Origin of the sequence: Streptomyces tropicalis, assembly GCF_029269835.1 — a bacterium.
Classification (GTDB): domain Bacteria; phylum Actinomycetota; class Actinomycetes; order Streptomycetales; family Streptomycetaceae; genus Streptomyces; species Streptomyces tropicalis.
Window position 1 is genome coordinate 235,894 of sequence record NZ_JARJBB010000003.1, and the last position, 20,467, is coordinate 256,360.

Consider the following 20,467-nt stretch of genomic DNA (forward strand, 5'->3'; position numbering starts at 1 on the left):
GAGCCCGGCGGCACCGGCCCTCGTACCGGCACGCGGACCGGCACCGGCAGACGTACCGGCACCGGTACGCGTACTGGCACCGGGTCCAGGTCCAGGTCCGGGTCCGGTGCCGCCCGGCCGCGTCGCGCCCGGCGGTCCGGCCGTCGGCGCGCCGTGGTGCTGTTCGGCCTCGGTGCCGGAGTGCTCCTGCTCCTGACCGGCGTCGGGCTCGGAGCGGTGGGCGCCGCCGTGCTGGGGGCGAGCCGGGCGACCGAACCGCCGCGCCGGCCTCCCACCGCCCGGGCCCCGGCGACCCTGCCGGGACAGGGCGCGACCGGCTCGCACCCGGCCCCCGCCGACGCCGCCCCGGAGCCGGTGCGGACGACGCTCGGCATCGAGGTCGCCGACGACGACGTCCGGCCGGGCGCCCGGGTCGTCGCCGTGCACGTGCCCGGCCCCGGCTACACCGCGGGCCTCGTCCGCGGCGACGTGCTCCTCGCGCTCGGCCGGACCCGGATCCGCTCGGCGGCGGACCTCGCGCGAGCGGTCGCGCGCAGCGCCCCGGGACACCCGGTCCTCCTCACCGTCCGGCACGGCAGCGGCGCCCACCGGCAACTGACCGCGGCTCTCGGCGTGGCCACCTGACGCCGGTATCCGGCCCTGCGCACACCACGGGTCCGGGACCCGACGAACCCGCCCGCGCCGAGCCCCGCCGTACGGCCCCGACCGGGGCTGCCCGGCCGGGCCGTGCCGCCGGGTCCTGCCGTGTTCTGCCGCTCCGGGGCGCACGGGCCGCACCGCCTGCGCCATCGGCGTCCCTCCCGCGGGCCCGGCGGCGGTGGGCGGCCGGGACCGGCCTGCGCGGCGGGCCGGACGGCACCGCGGTGGCCGGCCGCACACCACCCCGTCCGTCCCGGGCCGCGCGTCGCCCGCGGTGATGCCGTCGTCGACGCCGGGGCCGCGACACCGCGCAACCGGCTCGCGTCGGCACGCGGCACCGGGCAGGATGCTGCCCGTGATCCCGCATCGCCCCTTCAGCCGTACACGGAGGACCGGATGACCGGCAGCGCGCCCGCGCCCTTCACCGCCGACGACTACCGCGCCCGTATGGAGCGCGCCGCGCAGGCGGCCGCCGACGCCGGGCTGGCCGGGCTCCTGGTGGCCCCGGGACCCGACCTGGTGTGGCTCACCGGCTACGCGCCCCCCGCGGCCACCGAACGCCTGACGATGCTCGTGCTCGCCGCCGGGCAGGACCCTGTCCTGGTGGTGCCCACGCTGGAGGCGCCGGACGCACGCAAGGCGGCGGGCGCGTCCGTGATGTCCCTGCGCGACTGGACCGACGGCAAGGACCCCTACGCGGTCACCGCGGACCTCCTCGCCGGCAGCGGCCGGTTCGGCATCAGCGACAACGCCTGGGCGATGCACCTGCTCGGCCTGCAGCACGCCCTGCCCGGCACCTCGTACGCCTCCCTCACCACGGCCCTGCCGATGCTGCGCGCCGTGAAGGACGCCGCCGAGCTGGAGCTGCTCGCCGCGGCGGGCGCCGCCGCCGACCGCACCTTCGAGGAGATCCGCAACGTCCGCTTCGCGGGACGCCACGAGACGGAGATCGCCGCCGACCTGGACGCCCTGCTGCGCCGCTTCGGCCACTCCCAGGTGGACTTCACCATCGTCGCCTCCGGCCCGAACGGCGCCAACCCGCACCACGAGGTCGGCGACCGCGTCGTCGAGCGCGGCGACATGGTCGTCCTGGACTTCGGCGGGCTCCGCCAGGGCTACGGCTCCGACACCTCCCGCACGGTCCACGTCGGCGAGCCCACCGACGAGGAGCGCCGCGTGCACGACCTGGTCCGCGAGGCCCAGGAGGCGGGCGTCCGGTCGGTCCGCCCCGGCGCCGCCTGCCAGGACGTCGACCGGGCGGCCCGCGCGGTCATCGCCGACGCCGGGTACGGCGAGTACTTCATCCACCGCACCGGCCACGGCATCGGCGTCACCACGCACGAGCCCCCGTACATGATCGAGGGGGAGGAGCAGCCCCTCGTGCCCGGCATGTGCTTCTCCGTGGAACCCGGCGTCTACCTGCCCGGCCGTTTCGGTGTGCGCATCGAGGACATCGTCACCGTGACCGAGGACGGCGGACGCCGCCTGAACGACACGACCCGCGAGATGGTGATCGTGGACTGACCACCCCGCCCGCACTCCCACCCCGACGACCCGGACGACGGCGCGACGATGACCCAGGCACCGACCCCCACCGCGGACACCGTCCGCCGGCTGGTCCGCACCCTGCTCAAGGAGGACGCGGACACCGCCGGCGGACCCGAGATCCGGCCCGTCGCCGAGGGTGGCGGGCACTCCACCTGGTGGGTCGGCTCCCGCCACGTGGCCCGGCTCGCCGCCGACCGGGAGTCCTCCGCGCGCCAGCGGCGCGAGCTGCGCCTGCGCGACCTCGTCCGGCCGCACCTGCCGCTGGCCGTCCCGGCGAGCGTCGCGCACGGCGACTGGGCGCCCGGGCTGGCGTACACGGTGGACACGCGCGTCGCCGGGGGCGCGGCCGGCGGCGGCGAGGTCTCCGCCGTCGGCGAGGACGACCTGGCCGGGCTGCTGCTGGGCCTGCGTGAGGTGCCCGTCCGCCAGGCCGAGACGCTCGGCGTCCCGCGCACCGCTCCCCGCTCCCTGGAGGCGCTGCGCCGGATGGCCGTGCACGCGGGGGAACGCCTCGGCGCGGCCGACGAGTTCGACCCCGCGCGGATGACCCAGCTGCCTCCGGCCGCCGCGGTCCAGCTCGCCGCGCAGCCCGGTACCGCGGTCCTCGTCCACCACGACCTGAGGGCCGACCACCTGGTGCTCAGCGGGGACGGGCGGGTGCGCGGCGTGCTCGACTGGACCGGCGCCGTCGTCGGCGACCCTGCCGAGGACATCGCCGGCCTCGCCCGCGCCGTCGGCTCTCCCGCCGCGGTGCGGGCCGCGACCCTGGCCGGGTACGGCGCCCGCCCGTGCCTGCGCGGCCTGTGGCTCGCCCGCTGCGACACCGTCGTCCGGCTTGCCGAGCGCCTCGACGGCCGCGACGCCGGCACACCGCTGCCGCTCCTCAGGTCCCAGCTCCGCCACGCCTGGGAGGCGATCCTCCTGGAACGGGTGACGGAACTGCGGGAGGACGCCGGGGACGAGGAGCCCTGAGGTCGTCCCGCCCGGGCCCGGTCCTCCCGTGCGGCGGTCGTGCAGGAATGGCCTGTGAATTGGCTGTTGCATTCCTGTGCATGACGTGACGGGGTGCCAGGTAATGAACGGCACCGGGCCGGGTGAAATCCCGTCCAGCCCGGTCCCAAGGCTTCCCCCGCATTCGACAAGAATTCGCTTCGGGAGGCCCGCATCGGCGCAACCGGCCCGCGCGGTGACGAAGACTGCTGCCCATGGCTACGACCGTCCTCGACTCGCCCTCCCGCTCCGGTTCCGATCGCCGTGTGCCGTGGAGATCCCCGGTGGGAGAGCCCGCGTACGCACGTCCGGCACTGCTGGTCCTCACCGTGCTCGCGGCCGTGCTCTACACCTGGGGCATCGACCACAGCCAGTACCACACGTTCTACGCGAACGCGGTCCGCAGCATGACGGAGAGCTGGAAGGCATTCTTCTACGGCTCTTTCGACCCCGGGAATTCCATCACCCTCGACAAACTGCCGGGATTCCTGTGGCCGCAGGCCCTGTCGGCCCGCCTTCTCGGATTTCACCCGTGGGCGCTCGTCCTGCCGCAGGTCTTCGAAGGGGTGGCGAGTCTTCTCGTCCTGCACCGGCTGGTGCGCCGCTGGGCCGGCGTGCACGCGGCGCTGATCGCCGACACGGCCTTCCTGGTGACCCCGGTCGCCGTGGGGCTGTTCCGGACCGCCGTGGAGGATCCCGCCTTCACCCTGTGCGTCCTGCTCGCGGCCGAGGCCACCCAGCGCGCCGCCGCGTCGGGACGGCTGCGTCTCCTGCTGCCGGCGGGGGTGTGGATCGGGCTCGGCTTCCAGGCCAAGATGCTGGAGGCGTGGGCGGTGCTGCCCGCGCTCGCCCTGGTGTACGGCGTGTCGGCGCCGATCGCCCTGCGGAAGCGGCTGGTCCACCTCGGCCTGGCCGCCGTGGTGACGGCCGCCGTGTCGGTGTCCTGGATGCTCGCCGTCACGCTCGCCCCGGCCCACGACCGCCCGTACGTGGACGGCACCACGAACAACTCCGCGTTCAGCATGGTCGTCGGCTACAACTTCCTCAACCGCTTCTCCTCCCTCGGTGTCAGCGCCGCCTCCACCGGCAGCGTGAGCGCGGTCCAGGGCGGGGGCGGCGGCCGCGGCGGCGCGCACCCCGCGCCGGGCGCCCCGCAGGGCGCCGGGCGGAGCGGCTTCTCCGGTGCGCGCGGCGGCGGCCGCGCGGGCGCCGCCCGCCGTGCGCAGCACACCGGTGCCCCCGGAGGCGGTTCCGCCGGAGGCGCGGGGTTCCGGGCGGGCGGCGGCTTCCGTGCGGGCGGCGCGCGCGGTCCGGGCGGCTGGGGCGGGGGCGGCCAGGACGGCTGGTCGAAGATGTTCGGCACGTCGCTCGCCTCGCAGACCGGCTGGCTCTACCCCTTCGCCGCGCTCGCCCTCGTGTGCGGCCTGGTGTGGCGCCGGGGCGCGGCCCGCACCGACCGGATCCGTTCCGGGTTCCTGATGTGGGGCATCTGGCTGGCCACGTACTTCCTCGTCTTCAGCGCGGGCAGCGTCGGCGGCCACACGTACTACATGGGCGTGATCGCCGTCCCGCTCGCCGCGCTCACCGGCGCCGGCACGGTGCTGATGTGGCGGGCCCACCGGTCCGGCGGCCGCCGCGCGGCGGCGCTGCCGTGCGCGGTGGCGGCGACGGCGGTGTGGAGCGCGTACCTCGCCGCGCAGTTCCCGTCGTTCCTGCCGTGGCTGGCGCCCGTGGTGGGTGTGCTCGGGCTCGCCGCCGTCGTCCTGCTGGTGGCGGCGCGCTCCGGGCGCGCGCCCCTCGCCGGGCGGCTCGCCCTCGCCGGGCTCGCCGCGTCGCTCGCGGCGGTGCTGCTCGCACCGGGCGCGTGGGCCGCGCAGGTCTTCGACCCCGCGTACGGCAGCTCTGGGATGGGCGCGGTCGGGCCGTCCGGCCGCGCGGACCACGCCCGCGGCGCCGCGGGGACGGCGGGAGGGCGCCTCGGCCGCCCGGGACCGATGGCCGGAACCACGCGCGACCGGACGGCACGGGCCGGTGGCGCCGCGGGGTTCGGGGGGTTCGGGGGCTTCGGCGCGGACGGCACCCTCACCGCGGACCAGCGCAGGCTGCTCGCCTACACCACCGCGCACCGGGGCTCGGCCGCCTACGTGTTCGCGACCACCTCGTGGAGCGGCGCGTCCCCGTACATCCTGGCGGCCGGCGCGCACGTCCTGCCGCTCGGCGGCTTCAGCGGCCGGGTGCCCTTCCCGACCGAGACGCGGTTCCGGCAGCTCGTCGCCTCCGGCGCACTGCACTACGTGCTGCTGGGCGGCGGCCGCGACCGGGGCTTCGGACCCGGCGCGGGGAACACCACCACGGCGACCGCGCGGATCACCGACTGGGTACGGACCTCCTGCACCCCCGTCCCGGCCTCCGCCTACGGCGGAACGGCGGCACCCGCCGCCGGTGCCGTCCCGGGCACCCCGGACGCGCCGGACCGGGGCGGCGAGACGGCGGCCCTCTACCGGTGCGGGGCCGGCCACTGACCGCGCCCCCGCGGAGCCCGGCCCCCGGCGTGTCCCACGCCGGGGGGCCGGGCCGTGCACGCCCGCCGTCCCGCCGACCGCCCCGGCCCCGTGGCCGTGGATCAGTCCTGCAGCAGCACCACGCACGACTCGCCCGGCAGGTGCAGCAACCCGTCCTCGTCGGGGCCCTCCACCGGGTCCCAGGCGGCCAGGACCCGGGCCGGGCGGGTGCCCAGCGGGATCGCCGCGGCCTCCTTGCCCAGGTTCACCGCCACCCGGACGTCCCCGCGCCGGAAGGCCAGCCAGTGGGCCTCCTCGTCGTAGGCCACCTTGGTGTCGGCGAGGTCGGGGTCGGTGAGGTCGGGCTGCTCGTGCCGCAGGGCGATCAGCCGCCGGTACCAGGCCAGCACGCGCGCGTGCGGCTCGCGCTCCGGCTCGGACCAGTCGAGGCAGGACCGGTCCCGGGTCGCCGGGTCCTGCGGGTCGGGCACGTCCTCCTCGGCCCAGCCGTGCGCGGCGAACTCCCGCCGCCTGCCCCGGCGCACCGCCTCCGCGAGCTCGGGGTCGGTGTGGTCGGTGAAGTACTGCCAGGGCGTGCCCGCCGCCCACTCCTCGCCCATGAGGACCATCGGCGTGAACGGCGCCGTCAGCACCAGCGCGGCCGCGCAGGCGAGCAGCCCCGGGGAGCCGGACAGCAGGATGGAGAGCCGGTCCCCCTGCGCGCGGTTGCCGACCTGGTCGTGGGTCTGGGCGTAGCCGAGGAGCCGGTGCGCCGCCACCCGGGTGCGGTCCAGCGGGCGGCCGTGGTGGCGGCCCCGGAAGCCGGAGTACGTCCCGTCGTGGAAGAAGCCGCCGGTGAGCGTCTTGGCGAGCGCGGCGAACGGGGCCCGCGCGAAGTCGGCGTAGTAGCCCTGGGACTCGCCGGTCAGCGCCGTGTGCAGGGCGTGGTGGAAGTCGTCGTTCCACTGGGCGTGCAGACCGAGACCGCCCTCCGTGCGCGGGGTGACCAGGCGCGGGTCGTTGAGGTCGGACTCGGCGATCAGGAACAGCGGGTGGTCCAGATCGGCGGCGAGGGCGTCCACGGCCGCCGACAGCTCCTCCAGGAAGGGGAGGGCACGCGAGTCCACGAGTGCGTGCACCGCGTCCAGGCGCAGCCCGTCGATCCGGTAGTCGCGCAACCAGGCCAGCGCACTGCCGATCAGGTACCCACGGACCTCGTCGGAGCCGGGCGCGTCCAGGTTGACCGCGGAGCCCCAGGGCGTGTGGTGGGTGTCGGTGAAGTACGGCCCGAAGTCCGGCAGGTGGTTGCCCGACGGGCCCAGATGGTTGTGCACCACGTCCAGGACCACGCCCAGGCCCAGCTCGTGCGCCCGGTCGACGAAGCGCTTCAGGCCCTCGGGACCGCCGTACGGCTCGTGCACCGCCCACGGCGCGACGCCGTCGTAACCCCAGCCGTGCCGGCCCGGGAAGGAGCAGATCGGCATCAACTCCACGTGGGTGACGCCCAGTTCCACGAGGTGTTCCAGCCGGGCGGCGGCCGCGTCGAAGGTGCCCTCCCGGGTGTACGTGCCGACGTGCAGCTCGTAGAGGACCGCCCCGGCCGGCGGGAGGCCCGGCCAGGACTCCGAGCGCCATGCGTAGCGGGCGTGGTCGACGACCGCGCTCGCCCCGTCCGGGCCGTCCGGCTGGCGCCGCGAGCGCGGGTCGGGCAGCGGGGGCGAGTCGTCCACGGCGAACGCGTAGCGCGAGCCGTCGCCCGCGTCCGCCTCGCCGGTCCACCACCCCTCCCGCTCGGGATCCTTCTCCAACGCCTGCGCGGCGCCCTCGCAATGGAGCGTCACACGGCCGGCCTGCGGTGCCCACACCTCGAACTGCACGGACGGTTCCCCTTCGTCTGCTCACCGTGAGGTAGTCCGTCCATGGTGCGGGAAAGGGGGTCAATCCGCCTGCGCATCCCGCCCATTCGCGGCGGGTGTCGCCGGATGGGCACACCGGCCGGTCCTTTCCGTGCTTTCTGGACACCCGGAGTCCACTGACCGACAATCACGAGCGTGACGTCGTCCTTCGATCTCCCCGCCACCCCCGCGCGGCTCTCCGACGCGGAGCGCGACCAGGCCCTGCGGGTCCTGCGCGACGGAGTCGCAGCGGGACGTCTGTCGCACGACACCTTCGTCCGGCGCATGGAGCTGGCGCTGACCGCCCGGCGCCCGGACGAACTGGCCGCGCTCACCGCGGACCTGCCCGGCCGCGCCCCGGAGAGCCGGTTCGCGCGCCTGGTCCTGCAGGGCGTGGCGGCCGCCTCCGGGTTCCCCGGACGGCTGCGCAGGGCCTGGCAGGCGGAGCGGCTGCCCAAGCTGCTGCTGCCCCTGCCGGGCACCGGCCGGCCGCTGCGCATAGGGCGCGACCCGGCCAACGGCCTCAGGCTCACCCACGAGACGGTCTCGCGCGTGCACGCCGAACTGGTCCACCAGGGCGGGGTGTGGGTCCTGCGGGACCTCGGCTCGGCCAACGGCACCACCGTCAACGGGCGGCGGGTGACGAGCGCCGCCGTGGTCCGCGAGGGCGACCAGGTCGGCTTCGGGCAGGTCGCCTTCCGCCTCTGCGCCCCCTGAGCCGCCCCCGCGCCGGCCTCACACGGCGCCGCCGGTCAAGTCCCTTTTCGGACGGCACGGTTGACGTACCGCGCAGGGCGTGACTGACTGTGCCTGTACCACGCACACCACGTGAACCTACGGCACCGCATGGGGGAGGTGCGCCCTGCCGCCGCTCCGGCGCTATCCGTCCGTCGACGAGCTGGCCGCCCGCGCCGCCGCCCTCGCCGCCCGGCACCCCCGGGACGCCCGGCTGCGCCGCGTGGGCACCTCGCGGGCCGGACTCCCGCTGTGGCTGCTCTCGGTGGGCCACGGCGACCGCCACGCCCTCGTCGTCGCCGGCCCGCACGCCAACGAACCCGTGGGCGGCGCCACCGTGCTCCGCCTCGCCGAACGGGTCCTGGCCGGTCCCGGCACGGGCGGCGTCACGTGGAACCTGCTGCTGTGCCTGGACCCCGACGGCTCCCGCCGCAACGAGGACTGGCTGTCCGGCCCGTACAGCCTGGGACGGTACTTCCGGAACTTCTTCCGCCCGGGCTTCCTGGAACAGCCCGAGTGGCTGCCCGACGGCGCGGCGGCCGCGGCCCTGCCCGAGACCCGCGCCCTGCTCGACCTCCAGGACGAACTGCGCCCGTTCCTGCAGTGCTCGCTGCACGGCGTCGACGTCGGCGGCGGCTTCGTCGAGCTGACCCGCGACCTTCCGGGCCTGCCGCAGCGCCTCGCGCACAGCGCGGCCCGCCTCGGCATCCCGCTCGAACTCGGCGCCTACGACACCCTGTACTGGCCCGACCTCGGACCCGCCGTCTACCGGATCCCCCCGCCCCACCGGGGCGACCTGGCCGCCGCCATCACCGAGGCGGCCGTGGAGTCCACCTGGTACCACCCGCACCGGCACGGCACCGTCACCGCGGTGGTGGAGGCGCCGATGTGGGGCGTGGCCGCCGTGGCGGACGGCTCCCCGCACCCCGACCCGGACGCGGTCCTGCGCACCGTCAGCCGCGCCCTGCGCCGCGACACCCGCGTCCTGCAGGACCTCCTGGGGCGCCTGCGTCCCCACCTCGCCGCCGTCCCCGACGCCGACCGCCTGCTCGCTCCCGTGGACGACTACGTCCTCGTCTGCCCCGGACTCGCCGACGCCTGGGACCCCGACACCGACGACGGCAGCGGCCGCCCGCTGCCGCCCATGACCACCGCCCGGCTCGCCGCCCTGCGGATAGCCGCCCGCCGGCTGGCCCTGCGCACCGCCGGCCTGCTGCACCGGCTCGCCCGCACCGCCCCCGGCGACCCCGCCGGAGTCCTGACCGACCTCGACCGGCTCGTCGAGCAGGGCTGCGCCGACTACCGCGACGGCCTCGGCGCGCGGTGGATCCCGGTCGCGCGGCAGGCCGAGTACCAGACCCGGGTGGTGCTCGCCGCCGGTGAGCTGGCCGGACGGGACGCGGGCGGGTGCTCCCGTTCGGGTGAGCCGGGGTGGGGTGCGCCCACCGCCGTGCCGATACACGGGGAATGACGCACTTCACCACGGTGGCGACGCACCTGCTGCGGCGCGCGCTGCCCGCGGCGGCCGCCCTGATGCTCGCCTGCCCGGCCGCGGCCCACGCGGCCCCGCACCGCCCCACCGGCCACGGCGACTGGCTCTACCTCTCCGTCAGCCGCGGCGGCGCCGCCTCCGGCGACACCCGCCGCGCCCTGCTGCTGTGCGACCCGCCCCTGGGCCACCCGCACGCCGCCGAGGCCTGCTCCCAGCTGCGGACGGCGCGCGGCGACATCCGCGGCATCCCGCGCAAGGAGGTCCTCTGCTCGATGATCTACGCCCCCGTCACCGTCCGTGCGGCCGGCCGCTGGCAGGGACGGACGATCGACTACACCGCGACCTTCGCCAACGCGTGCATGATGCGGGCGCGGACCGGAGAGGTGTTCTCCCTGGACCGGTGAGGCCGCCCGGGGCCGTACCGCGGCGCGGCATGCCCTCACCACGCCGCACGGCGCCCGCCGCCACGGGACGGCCCGTCAGGCCGCCTGCTCGCGGGCGTGCAGCGCGGTCGCGAGGACCGTGCGGCTCTGGTGCTCGACCTGGTGCTCCAGCGGCACCCAGCGCGCCTGGAACCGCTCCGCGAACGCCTCGCTCCAGGTCTCCACGAGCCGCTCCAGGCGGGGCGCGGCCGGGTCGCCGGCGTCCCGGAGCACCCGCAGCAGCATGGCCGCGGTCCGCAGGGGCAGCCGGCGGCCGAAGGCGTCCACGCTGCCGACGTACGCCCGCGTGGTGTCGGCCGGCGGCAGGCGGATCCAGTCCGAGGCCAGGCCCGGCATCAGGCTCAGCACCCAGGTGGCGGCCCGCAGCAGCGGCCCGTCGAGGCCCTCCAGCCGCGGCAGCGCGTCCGCGAGCACCAGCTCCACCTCGCGCGCGTCCCGCAGCAGGCGGTGCGCCAGCCGCCCGATCGCCGCCACCGGGGCGGGATGCGGCGCCGGGTCGTCCACCAGGTCGCTCGCCCACATCGGCACCTCCACCACCGCGGTCAGGCCGCCGTACCGGTGGGCGTGGTACCAGGTGCTCAGCCGGGCGTCGTCCGGCAGGCTCGGATAGGCCGGATCCGACCCCGGCTCCGGCATCACCCGCACCCCCGGCCCCGACGCGCGCCAGCCCGCGGCGTCCGACGCGCCCGTCTCGACCGGGATGTGCAGCTCCGCCGCCGACTTGGCGAACGGCTCGGCCAGTCCGGGCACGTCCCGGGTCAGCTGCACCCAGCTGCCGCCCAGGTCGGTGCCGTGCAGGGTCACCTGCAGATAGGGCCGCAGCGCGTCGATGACCCCGGTCAGCGCCCGGGTCTCCGGCGGCAGCCGGTCCGGCGGCAGCACGGACGGCGACCACTCCGGCTGCTCCGCGCCCGCGGGCCGGAAGAAGCCGAGGTGGTAGTCGAGCAGACTGCGCGGCGCCGGTGTCACGTGCAGGCTCGCCCCGTCGGGGTCCGCGCACAGCAGGAAGTGCCAGGAGGTCCCGGCCCGCAGCCGCGGTTCCTCCAGCACGCGCCGGGCCACCGAGAGGAGGGTGGAGCCGCCGGTCGGCTCGTTGGCGTGGGCGCCCGCGACCACCAGCACCGCCCGCCGGGCATGCCCCACGGACAACAGGTGCAGCGGCCGGCCCGCACGTGAGGAACCCACCTGGTCCAGGGCGCACAGACCCGGCCACCGGGCCGCCAACGCGGCTGCGGAGGACTCCAGTTCGGGGACACTGAGATAGCGCAGCTCCGGCAGAGGACTCACCCCCGACTTGTCCGCCCGGCTTCGCAATCCGCAGTACCCCACGGACTCCGTGAACTGTCAAGGCGGCTCCGGCGAGCCGCCCGGGACACGCCGGAAACGGACGTGCGGACCGGTGCTTCGGGAGGGGACGGGAGGCGTCCGGGACGCCTCAGGACACCCCGCCGACGGCATCCCCGCCGCGGTCCGCCCCGTCCGGGGAGCTGTCCGGGGAGCCGTCCGCGCCGCCGGTCCGCTCCAGCAGGGCCACCGGCAGCCGGGCGAACAGCTCCTCCGCGGCCGCCCCGCCCTCGAACTCCCGCCCCGGGGCGAGCACGTCGGCCCAGCGCCCGGGGGGAAGCGGCAGGCGGGTGCCGCGCCAGCCGCCCGCCTCCGCCAGCCGCAGCGACAGCCGCGTGACGGCGGTGACCACCCGTCCGGAGCGCGCGAAGGCCAGGCAGTGGTCCGCGGCCACGCCCTCGGCGGGCAGCGGCGCGTACGTCGCCGCCCCGCCGAACACCTCCGGACGCCGCGCCCGCAGCCGCAGCGCCGCCGCCGTGACCGCGCCCTTGTCGCCCGGGTCCGCGGGCGGGAAGGACGCGGGCCGCCGGTTGTCCGGGTCCACCAGGGCGCGGTACTCGGCCTCGGTGCCCTGGTAGAGGTCCGGCACGCCCGGCATGGTCAGGTGCACCAGGGCGGTCCCGAGGACGTTGGCCCGGATGTGCGGCTCCAGCCGCCCGCGGAAGTCTGCCACCCGCTCGCCGGGCACCCCGCACGGCCCGTCCGTCACGAACCGCGCCACCGCCTCCTCGTACGGCGGCTCCTGCTCGGTCCAGCCGGTGTACAGGCCCGCCTCCCGCGCGTGCTTCAGCATCGCCTCCCGGACCCGCTCCGGATCCGCCGGGCCGAGCCCGAACACGGTCTGCCAGGCCGCCCACGCCAGCTGACCGTCCGGCACGTCCTCCTCGGCGTGCGTCGCCTCCGCCAGCACCTCGGCCCACCGCCGCGGGCACTCGGACAGCACGGCCAGTGCCGCCCGCACGTCCGCGCTGCGCTTGGTGTCGTGCGTGGAGACCACCGTCCCCGTCAGCGGCCAGTCCCGCTGCATCCGCAGGCAGTACGCGTGGAAGTCCTCCGGGGACACGCCCGGGCGGCCGGGATCGCCGCCGACCTCGTTGACGGAGAGCAGCGGCACGTAGCGGTAGAAGGCGGTGTCCTCCACCGACTTCGCGCGCAGCGCGGACGACGCCTGGGCGAAGCGCGTCCGCAGCTCCACGGCGCCGGGGCCCTCCCCGGCCCGGCCCAGCACCACCGCGCGCACCACGTCGACCGCCTCGGCCTCCTCCGGCACGGTGAAGGCGAGCCGGGCCTCCCGCGCGGCGTCCCCGGTGACCACCCGGGCCGCGTCGACGGAGTCGTACGGGCGGTAGACCTCCATGCGGACGAGCAGTTCCCGCAGGGCGGTGCGCAGCGCCCAGGGCGCCCGGTCGCGCAGCGCGGGGTCGGGCGACCCGCCGCACAGCCGGTCCGCGACGCGGGTCAGCCGCTCCGTCTCGGCGGCCAGTTCGTGCGTGACCACCGTGTAGCCCGCCCGCCGGGCCGTCGCGTCCCAGTCGCCGCCGCGGTCCGTCTGGGGGGCGGCGAATCCGCGGTAGACGGTGACGAGTTCCCGCGCCCCGCCGGGATCCGTGAACAGGCCGTCGACCCGGCGCAGCGCGTCGTAGCCCGTGGTGCCCGCGACCGGCCAGGACGCGGGCAGATGCTCGTGGTCCGCGAGGATCTTCTCCACCACCGTCCAGCGGCCGCCGCTCGCCGCGTGCAGCCGGGCGAGGTAGGTGTCGGGGTCGGCGAGGCCGTCCGGGTGGTCGATGCGCAGGCCGTCCACCACGCCCTCGTGCAGCAGCTGGAGGATCTTGGCGTGCGTCGCCTCGAAGACCTCCGGATCCTCCACCCGCACCCCGATCAGGTCGGAGATGCTGAAGAAGCGCCGGTAGTTCAGCTCGGTGCGGGCCAGCCGCCACCACGTGAGCCGGTAGAACTGCGCGTCGAGCAGCCGGGGCAGCGGGAGGTGCGCCGTGCCCTCGCGCAGCGGGAAGGCGTGGTCGTAGTAGCGCAGGACGTCGCCGTCGGTCTTCAGCTGCCCCGTCTCGGAGCCGACCGGGCCGCCGAGCACCGGAAGCAGCAGCCGCCCGTCCTGGGCGTCCCAGTCGATGTCGAACCAGCGGGCGTACGGCGACGACGGGCCCTGCCGGAGCACGTCCCACAGGGCGTGGTTGTGACGCGGGGCCATGGCCATGTGGTTCGGGACGATGTCCACCACCAGGCCCAGCCCGTGCTCCCGCGCGGTGCGCGCCAGGGCGCGCAGCCCGTCCTCGCCGCCGAGCTCGCCGCGCACGCGCGCGTGGTCGACGACGTCGTACCCGTGCACGGAGCCGGGGACGGCCTCCAGGACGGGGGACAGGTGCAGGTGCGAGACGCCGAGCGAGGCCAGGTACGGCACGGCGGCCGCCGCGGCCGCGAAGGGGAAGTCGGGCTGGAGCTGGAGCCGGTAGGTGGCGGTGGGCACGAGGGGGGCGGGGCGCTCCTGTGTCATGCAGAGCTACGTACCCGCCCCGCCCGCATTCCTGTCACCGGCGCGCCCACGAGCCCCCGCACGCGGGCACCCGGGGAGGCCCGCGCACCGGGTGCCCCTCGGTCTCCCGGTGCGCTAGGCGGGCCGCTGGAGCACGGTCAGGCTGCGGTCCCTGAGCGTGAGCCGCTCACCGGCCTCCACCTTGGCGCCCGTGCCCGGAGGGACCGGGTCCGGGCGGGCGGTGTCGACCACGATCTGCCACTGGCGGCCGTGGTCGACGGGCACCACGAAGTCCAGCGGCTCCGGCGCCGCGTTGAACATCAGGAGGAACGAGTCGTCGGCGATCCGCTCCCCGCGCGTGCCCGGCTCCGAGATGGCGTTGCCGTTGAGGAACACCGTCAGCGCGGACGCCGGCGCCGAGTCCCAGTCCGCCTGCGTCATCTCGCCTCCCTCGGGGGTGAACCAGGCGATGTCGGAGAGGTCGTCGTGGGTGCCCTCCACCGGACGCCCGTGGAAGAAGCGGCGCCTGCGGAACACGGGGTGCTCCCGGCGCAGCCCGGCCATCGCGCGGACGAAGGTCAGCAGGTCGCCGCCGGCCGCGTCCGGACCGCCGTCGGCCTCCGGGCCGTCCGCCGCGCGGGTGCCGTCGTCGGCGTCCGGGTCCGGCCAGCGCACCCAGGACAGCGCGTTGTCCTGGCAGTAGGCGTTGTTGTTGCCCTGCTGGGTGCGTGCGAACTCGTCGCCGTGGCTGATCATCGGCACGCCCTGGGACAGCATCAGCGTGGCGAAGAAGTTGCGCGTCTGACGGGCCCGCAGTGCGAGCACGCCGGGGTCGTCCGTCGCGCCCTCGGTGCCGCAGTTCCAGGACCGGTTGTGGCTCTCGCCGTCCCGGTTCTCCTCGCCGTTGGCCTCGTTGTGCTTGTCGTTGTACGCCACCAGGTCGTGCAGGGTGAAGCCGTCGTGGCAGGTCACGAAGTTGATCGAGGCCAGCGGGCGGCGCCCGTCGTCCTGGTAGAGGTCGGAGGAGCCGGTCAGCCGGGAGGCGAACTCCGCGAGCGCCCGCGGCTCGCCCCGCCACAGGTCGCGGACGGTGTCGCGGTACTTGCCGTTCCACTCGGTCCACAGCGGCGGGAAGTTCCCCACCTGGTAGCCGCCCTCGCCCACGTCCCACGGTTCGGCGATCAGTTTGACCTGCGAGACCACCGGGTCCTGCTGCACCAGGTCGAAGAACGACGACAGCCGGTCCACCTCGTGGAACTGCCGGGCCAGGGTCGCCGCGAGGTCGAAGCGGAAGCCGTCCACGTGCATCTCGGTGACCCAGTACCGCAGCGAGTCCATGATCAGTTGCAGCACGTGCGGCGACCGCATGAGCAGCGAGTTCCCGGTGCCGGTGGTGTCCATGTAGTACGCCGGGTCGTCCGTCAGCCGGTAGTACTGGGGGTTGTCGATGCCCTTGAAGGACAGCGTCGGCCCGAGGTGGTTGCCCTCGGCGGTGTGGTTGTAGACCACGTCGAGGATGACCTCGATGCCCGCCTCGTGCAGGGCCCGGACCGCCGACTTGAACTCCAGGACCTGCTGGCCGCGGTCGCCCCAGGAGGCGTACGCGTTGTGCGGGGCGAAGAAGCCGATGGTGTTGTAGCCCCAGTAGTTGTTGAGGCCCATGTCGACGAGGCGGTGGTCGTTGACGAACTGGTGCACCGGCATCATCTCCAGTGCCGTGACCCCCAGCTCGGTCAGGTGCTCGATGATCACCGGGTGGGCCAGGCCCGCGTAGGTGCCGCGCAGCTCCTCGGGCAGCCCGGGGTGACTCATGGTCAGGCCCTTCACATGGGCCTCGTAGATCACCGTCTCGTGGTAGCCGTGCCGGGGCGGCCGGTCGTCGCCCCAGTCGAAGTACGGATTGACCACCACCGACGTCATGGTGTGCGGTGCCGAGTCCAGGTCGTTGCGCCGGCCCGGGTCGTCGAAGTGGTAGCCGTACACCTCCTCGCCCCATCCGACCGCGCCGCTGATCGCACGCGCGTACGGATCGAGCAGCAGCTTCGCCGAATTGCAGCGCAGCCCCCGCTCCGGAGCGTACGGGCCGTGCACCCGGAACCCGTACCGCTGCCCCGGCATGATGCCGGGCACGTACGCGTGCCGGACGAACGCGTCGCTCTCCCGCAGTTCCACCGCCGTCTCCGAGCCGTCGTCGTGCAGCAGACACAGCTCTACTCGGTCCGCGGCTTCGGTGAAGACCGCGAAGTTGGTGCCGGCGCCGTCGTACGTGGCGCCGAGCGGATACGCCTCTCCAGGCCAGACCTGCATGGACACGACTCTTTCAGGAGTGGGGCGGCGAAGGTGGCACCTTGCCCTCGAGTCTCCCCGAAAGTGACGGAACCACCCATGACTTACGTCCCTCTTACCCGTCGACCAGTGCATAGGCGGCGTTCCGCCCACTTCTCGACCGACCGGCGCATCGGATCCAGCGCCCGCCGGGCCGGTGGGGTCGGTGCGGGGCCGCCGGCGCCCGGATCGGAGGGCGCGGATCCGGGCGGCGCGGGGTGAGGGTCCGGGGGCGCGAGGTCCGGCGGGCGCGGAGTGCGGGTCCGGGCCCGGAGGGCGTGGGCCGTCATCCGGGACGGCCGCCGGTCACCCGTCGTTCACCCTTTCCGCCGCGGGCTCCGTCTCCCGGCCGCCGCCCCGCCCGGGGCGGCGCGGAGCCGTCCGCCCTCCGGGTCTCCGCGCGAGCGGCGCCCCGGGACGGCCCGGGGGACCCGGGGCCGTCCCGGGGTCCGGGCAACTGCCCCGCGGAGCCCGGGGCATGTGCTGCCCGATGGGGAACGGGCAGGCCGGACGGGTCCCGTGGCCTGCGCGGAGGCGTGATGTCGCGTCGTCGCAGGGGGCCGGTGCCCGCGACCGGCCTCCGTCGGCCGCCGTGCGCCTCCCCCTTCCCCCGCGGGTGTCCTCCTGATGAATCCGCTCACTCGATCCTTGCCCGCACGCCGGAACAGGCGTGTGGAAGCCGGAAGTTGGGAAACGAGCTGTGCATCCGGCTGCACCGCGCACTGCTCCCGGAGTACCCTTCCTTGATCGTTGGGACGGGGAGAGCTCGGGGGAGCGGAAGGCGGTGCACGGGTGGGCTCGGGAGGCCTGGAGCTACCCCCTGGTGACGAGGGTCACGAGGGGAGCTCCGCAGACGTCCCGCCCGGTGCGGTGTCCCTCGCCCGGCCGATGGGCGCCGGTGCCATCGGCCCGGAGCTGGACTGGGACGCCGGCGCCTGGCGCGAGGTGCGCACCCGGGCCCAGCGCGCCGGCCGGGCCTACATCTGGCTGAATCTCGTCGAGCAGCGGCTGCGCGCCGTCGTGGCCGCGGTGCTGCGCCCCGTCTACGAGCCCGTCCACGGCGACGAGTGGGTGGTCGCCGCCGCCGGGCCGGCCGGGCAGGAGTGGGTGCAGCGCGCGGTCGCCGTGCGCGAGGTCAGCCGCCGCAAGGGCTACTTGCTGGACCCCGCCGACGACAACGTGATCAGCTTCCTCACCCTCCCGCAGCTGCGGGAGCTGATGGTGCAGCACTGGCCCTGCTTCGAGCCGTACGTCGACGAGCGCCGGGACGTCGAACTGGCCCTGGACGAGCTGGAGGTCACCCGCAACGTCGTCTCCCGCAACCGCGCCCTGTCCGAGGCGGTGCTCAACCAGGCCGAGCGGGCCTCGGCCCGTCTGCTGGACATCCTGGGCGCCGGCGGCGACGTGCCCTCGGCGCGGCGGCTGCCCGTCGACGCGGTGGAGGACCTGGTGGGGGACCGGTACGCCGACGTGGTCGCCGTGCATCCGGACCGGGTGCGGCTGCTGACCCAGTTCCCGGCCGAGGACATCTTCGGCGGTGCCCGCCGCCTCGACGCCATCGGCATCGGCCTGAACCTGCTGGTGCAGAACTTCTCCGGCCGCCGCCTGATGCGCCTGGCCGAGGCGGGGGGCCGGGTGCGCCTGCTCTTCCTGAACCCGGCCTCCAGCGCCGTCAAGCGGCGGGAGCGCGAACTCGGACTCAAGCGGGGTGAGCTGAGCCGCTCCGTGGAGATGAACATCCTGCACATGCGCCGGGTGCGCTCCCGGCTGCGCGACCCGGGTGCCTTCGAGATCCAGGTCTACGACGAGACCCCCCGGGTGACGGCCTACCTGGTCGACGGCGACGGCTCGGACGGCATCGCCGTCGTGCAGTCCTACCTGCGGCACAGCCGGGGCATGGAGGCGCCGGTGCTCGTCCTGCGCCACGGGAACAAGGTGGTCACGTCGGACGAGGTGCACGAGTCCGGACTCTTCTCCACCTATCGCGAGGAGTTCGAACTGATGTGGGCCGACTCGCGGCCCGTGTCCTGAGGCGACCCGTGGTGTCCGTCTTCTGACGGTTCATCCGGAGGCGGGTGGGGATGCGGCCGGAAGCGGAAGGCGGTCCTCGGATTGTCGGTGGCGCATGCGAGGGTGGAGACCACCGGGGGACGCACCACTGAGGAGGGGGGCCGCCATGGGCCGGCACCGCATGCCGTCGATCGGCTTCGGCACGAGGGCGAGGACGAGGGGGAAGGACCCGTGTCCGGGGCGTACCGGGCCCGGACCGGCAGGGCCCGGAGCCGCGGCCGAGGGGGCACGGGTGAGCGGGGCCGTGCGATGAGCTGGGCCGGCGGGCCGCTGGTGGCCTTCGACCTCGAGACGACCGGCACCGACATCGAGACCGACCGCATCGTCACCGCGGCGGTGGTTGCGGTGGATCCGGACGGGCGGCTGCCCCGACCGCGGACCTGGCTGCTCGACCCGGGCGTGGCGATACCCCCCGAGGCGGCCGCGATCCACGGCATCTCCACCGACCACGCCCGCGCGCAGGGCGTTCCGGCCGCCCCGGCGATCGAGGAGATCACGTCCACGGTCGCCGCCGCGCTGGCCTCGGGGACCCCGCTGGTGGTGATGAACGCGCGGTTCGACCTCTCCCTGCTCGACCGCGAGTGCCGTCGGCACGGGGTGGAGCCGCTGGCCGGCCGGTTGCGCGGAATACCCTCCCCGGTCATCGACCCGCTGGTCCTCGACAAACACGTGGACCGGTACCGCAAGGGCAAGAGGAACCTCCAGGCCCTGTGCGCCCACTACGGCGTACAACTGCACGACGCGCACGACGCGGTCGCCGACGCGGTGGCCGCCGCACGGGCGGCGCGGCGCATGGGCGCGCAGTACGCGGCCATAGGGAGCATGGCGCCCGCGGACCTCCATCACCTCCAGGTGCGGGCGGCGGCCGAGCAGGCGGCGTCGCTCCAGAGCTACCTCAGACGCACCTCCGACCCGGAGGCCCGGGTCGAGGCGGCCTGGCCTGTCGTCCCCCGTCCCGCCTGACGGGCGGGGTCCGGCGGGGGTGCGGCCCGCGGCGGCCTCCGCCCGCGGGTGTGCCGCACGGCGCGCCGGGGACGCCCCGGGTCAGAAGGGGTACCAGCGCACCGTCTCGTCTCCGTCCCGCAGGGAGGCCACCCGGCGGGCGAACTCGGCCCGTGCGCCGGGACTGGCCGGCGCGTGCTGGGCGACCCAGGCGCAGCTCGCCGTCTCTCGGGCGCCGCGCAGCACCGAGCAGCCCTCCCAGGAGCGCACGTCCCAGCCGTAGGCCGCGGTGAAGGCGTCGTAGGACGCGGCGGGCAGGCCGTACCGGTCGCGGGAGAGGGCCATCACCACGAGGTCGTGCTCGCGCAGGTCGGCGGAGAAGGTCTCCAGGTCCACCAGCACCGGCCCGTCCGGGCCCACGTGCACGTTGCGCGGCAGCGCGTCGCCGTGGATCGGGCCCGGCGGGAGGTGCGGGGCGAGTGCGGCCGCGGCCGCCGCGAAGCCGTCGCGGCGCTCGCGCAGATACGCCGTGTCCTCGGCGGCCACGGCGTCGCCGGCCAGCCGCAGCCAGCGCTCCACCCCGCCCAGCAGGTCCCGCCGCGGCAGGGCGAAGGGCGGGGCGGCCAGGGCGTGGACGAGGCGCAGCAGCACCGCCAGGTCCCGGGGTTCCGGCGGCCGTACCGGGTCGGGCAGCCGCTGCCACACCGTCACCGGGTGCCCCTCGACGAGCGCGGCGTCGGGGCCGGCCGCGCGGACCGCCGGGACGCCGGTCTCGGCCAGCCACCGCGCGGTCCGCAGTTCGTGGCGGGCCCGCTCCAGCAGCTCCTCGTCGCGGCCCACCTTGACGACCAGGTCTCCGGCGGCGAACACCGCGTTCTCGCCCAGGGAGAGCAGGCGCGCGTCCCGCCTCGCGCCGGGCAGCACGTCCGCCGCGGCCAGTACCTCCCGCGCCCGTGCCTCGTCCATCGCCCGCCTCCGTGTCCCCGGTCGTCCTCGGCGATCAGTGTCCCATCCGGTGGGTCCGCTCCGGCGCCGGGAGGAGACGGGCGGCC

General features: G+C 75.7%; 14 protein-coding genes. 9 read left to right on the forward strand and 5 right to left on the reverse strand.

What is annotated here, in order from left to right; all coding sequences use genetic code 11:
* The first annotated feature begins 153 nt into the window (after positions 1–153).
* The 4 genes from P3H78_RS07630 (at position 154) to P3H78_RS07645 (ending at position 5,699) form a co-directional block, all read left to right on the forward strand.
* Complete coding sequence (locus P3H78_RS07630) at positions 154–624, forward strand: PDZ domain-containing protein (RefSeq protein ID WP_313884388.1); 471 nt, start codon at positions 154–156, stop codon at positions 622–624.
* Positions 625–1,035: 411 nt separating this feature from the next.
* Positions 1,036–2,163: an aminopeptidase P family protein gene (locus P3H78_RS07635; RefSeq protein WP_276108056.1), complete on the forward strand. Its 1,128-nt coding sequence runs from the start codon at positions 1,036–1,038 to the stop codon at positions 2,161–2,163.
* 48 nt (positions 2,164–2,211) lie between these two features.
* Complete coding sequence (locus P3H78_RS07640; RefSeq protein WP_276108057.1) at positions 2,212–3,159, forward strand: aminoglycoside phosphotransferase family protein; 948 nt, start codon at positions 2,212–2,214, stop codon at positions 3,157–3,159.
* A gap of 302 nt (positions 3,160–3,461) precedes the next feature.
* The gene (locus P3H78_RS07645; RefSeq protein ID WP_276108058.1) at positions 3,462–5,699 is read left to right on the forward strand and encodes an ArnT family glycosyltransferase; all 2,238 of its coding nucleotides are present in this window, start codon (positions 3,462–3,464) and stop codon (positions 5,697–5,699) included.
* A gap of 101 nt (positions 5,700–5,800) precedes the next feature.
* Here the strand turns inward: P3H78_RS07645 and treZ are convergent, their stop codons facing one another.
* Positions 5,801–7,555, reverse strand: coding sequence for a malto-oligosyltrehalose trehalohydrolase (treZ, locus tag P3H78_RS07650; protein ID WP_276108059.1), 1,755 nt, complete (start codon positions 7,553–7,555; stop codon positions 5,801–5,803).
* A 174-nt stretch (positions 7,556–7,729) separates the two neighbouring features.
* On the opposite strand from treZ, the gene P3H78_RS07655 reads away from it, so the two are divergent.
* The 3 genes from P3H78_RS07655 to P3H78_RS07665 all read left to right on the forward strand — a co-directional run bounded on the left by P3H78_RS07655 (position 7,730) and on the right by P3H78_RS07665 (position 10,204).
* Positions 7,730–8,290 (forward strand): FHA domain-containing protein, encoded by a 561-nt coding sequence (locus P3H78_RS07655; RefSeq protein ID WP_276108060.1) that lies wholly within the window; start codon positions 7,730–7,732, stop codon positions 8,288–8,290.
* Positions 8,291–8,435: 145 nt separating this feature from the next.
* A complete protein-coding gene (locus tag P3H78_RS07660; protein WP_276108318.1) occupies positions 8,436–9,779 on the forward strand; it encodes a M14 family zinc carboxypeptidase in 1,344 nt (447 codons plus the stop codon).
* Positions 9,776–10,204 carry an SSI family serine proteinase inhibitor gene (locus P3H78_RS07665; RefSeq protein WP_276108061.1) on the forward strand — a complete coding sequence of 143 codons (429 nt, stop codon included), beginning with the start codon at positions 9,776–9,778 and terminating at the stop codon, positions 10,202–10,204. Before P3H78_RS07660 ends, P3H78_RS07665 begins: the two co-directional genes overlap by 4 nt.
* A gap of 75 nt (positions 10,205–10,279) precedes the next feature.
* Here the strand turns inward: P3H78_RS07665 and P3H78_RS07670 are convergent, their stop codons facing one another.
* The 3 genes from P3H78_RS07670 to glgX all read right to left on the reverse strand — a co-directional run bounded on the left by P3H78_RS07670 (position 10,280) and on the right by glgX (position 16,385).
* The gene (locus P3H78_RS07670; protein ID WP_276108062.1) at positions 10,280–11,530 is read right to left on the reverse strand and encodes a M14 family zinc carboxypeptidase; all 1,251 of its coding nucleotides are present in this window, start codon (positions 11,528–11,530) and stop codon (positions 10,280–10,282) included.
* Between the two features lie 148 nt (positions 11,531–11,678).
* Positions 11,679–14,099: a malto-oligosyltrehalose synthase gene (gene treY / locus P3H78_RS07675; RefSeq protein ID WP_276108063.1), complete on the reverse strand. Its 2,421-nt coding sequence runs from the start codon at positions 14,097–14,099 to the stop codon at positions 11,679–11,681.
* A 114-nt stretch (positions 14,100–14,213) separates the two neighbouring features.
* On the reverse strand, positions 14,214–16,385 hold the full coding sequence (gene glgX, locus P3H78_RS07680) for a glycogen debranching protein GlgX (RefSeq protein WP_276108064.1): 2,172 nt from the start codon (positions 16,383–16,385) through the stop codon (positions 14,214–14,216).
* 810 nt (positions 16,386–17,195) lie between these two features.
* Between glgX and P3H78_RS07685 the strand changes: the two genes are divergently transcribed.
* Both P3H78_RS07685 and P3H78_RS07690 read left to right on the forward strand, forming a co-directional pair.
* A complete protein-coding gene (locus P3H78_RS07685; protein WP_276108065.1) occupies positions 17,196–18,434 on the forward strand; it encodes a DUF5919 domain-containing protein in 1,239 nt (412 codons plus the stop codon).
* A 288-nt stretch (positions 18,435–18,722) separates the two neighbouring features.
* Complete coding sequence (locus P3H78_RS07690) at positions 18,723–19,436, forward strand: 3'-5' exonuclease (protein WP_276108066.1); 714 nt, start codon at positions 18,723–18,725, stop codon at positions 19,434–19,436.
* A gap of 81 nt (positions 19,437–19,517) precedes the next feature.
* On the opposite strand, the gene P3H78_RS07695 is transcribed toward P3H78_RS07690, so the two are convergent.
* Entirely contained in the window at positions 19,518–20,381 is an 864-nt protein-coding gene (locus P3H78_RS07695) for a phosphotransferase enzyme family protein (protein ID WP_276108067.1), read from the reverse strand.
* Positions 20,382–20,467: the final 86 nt, after the last annotated feature.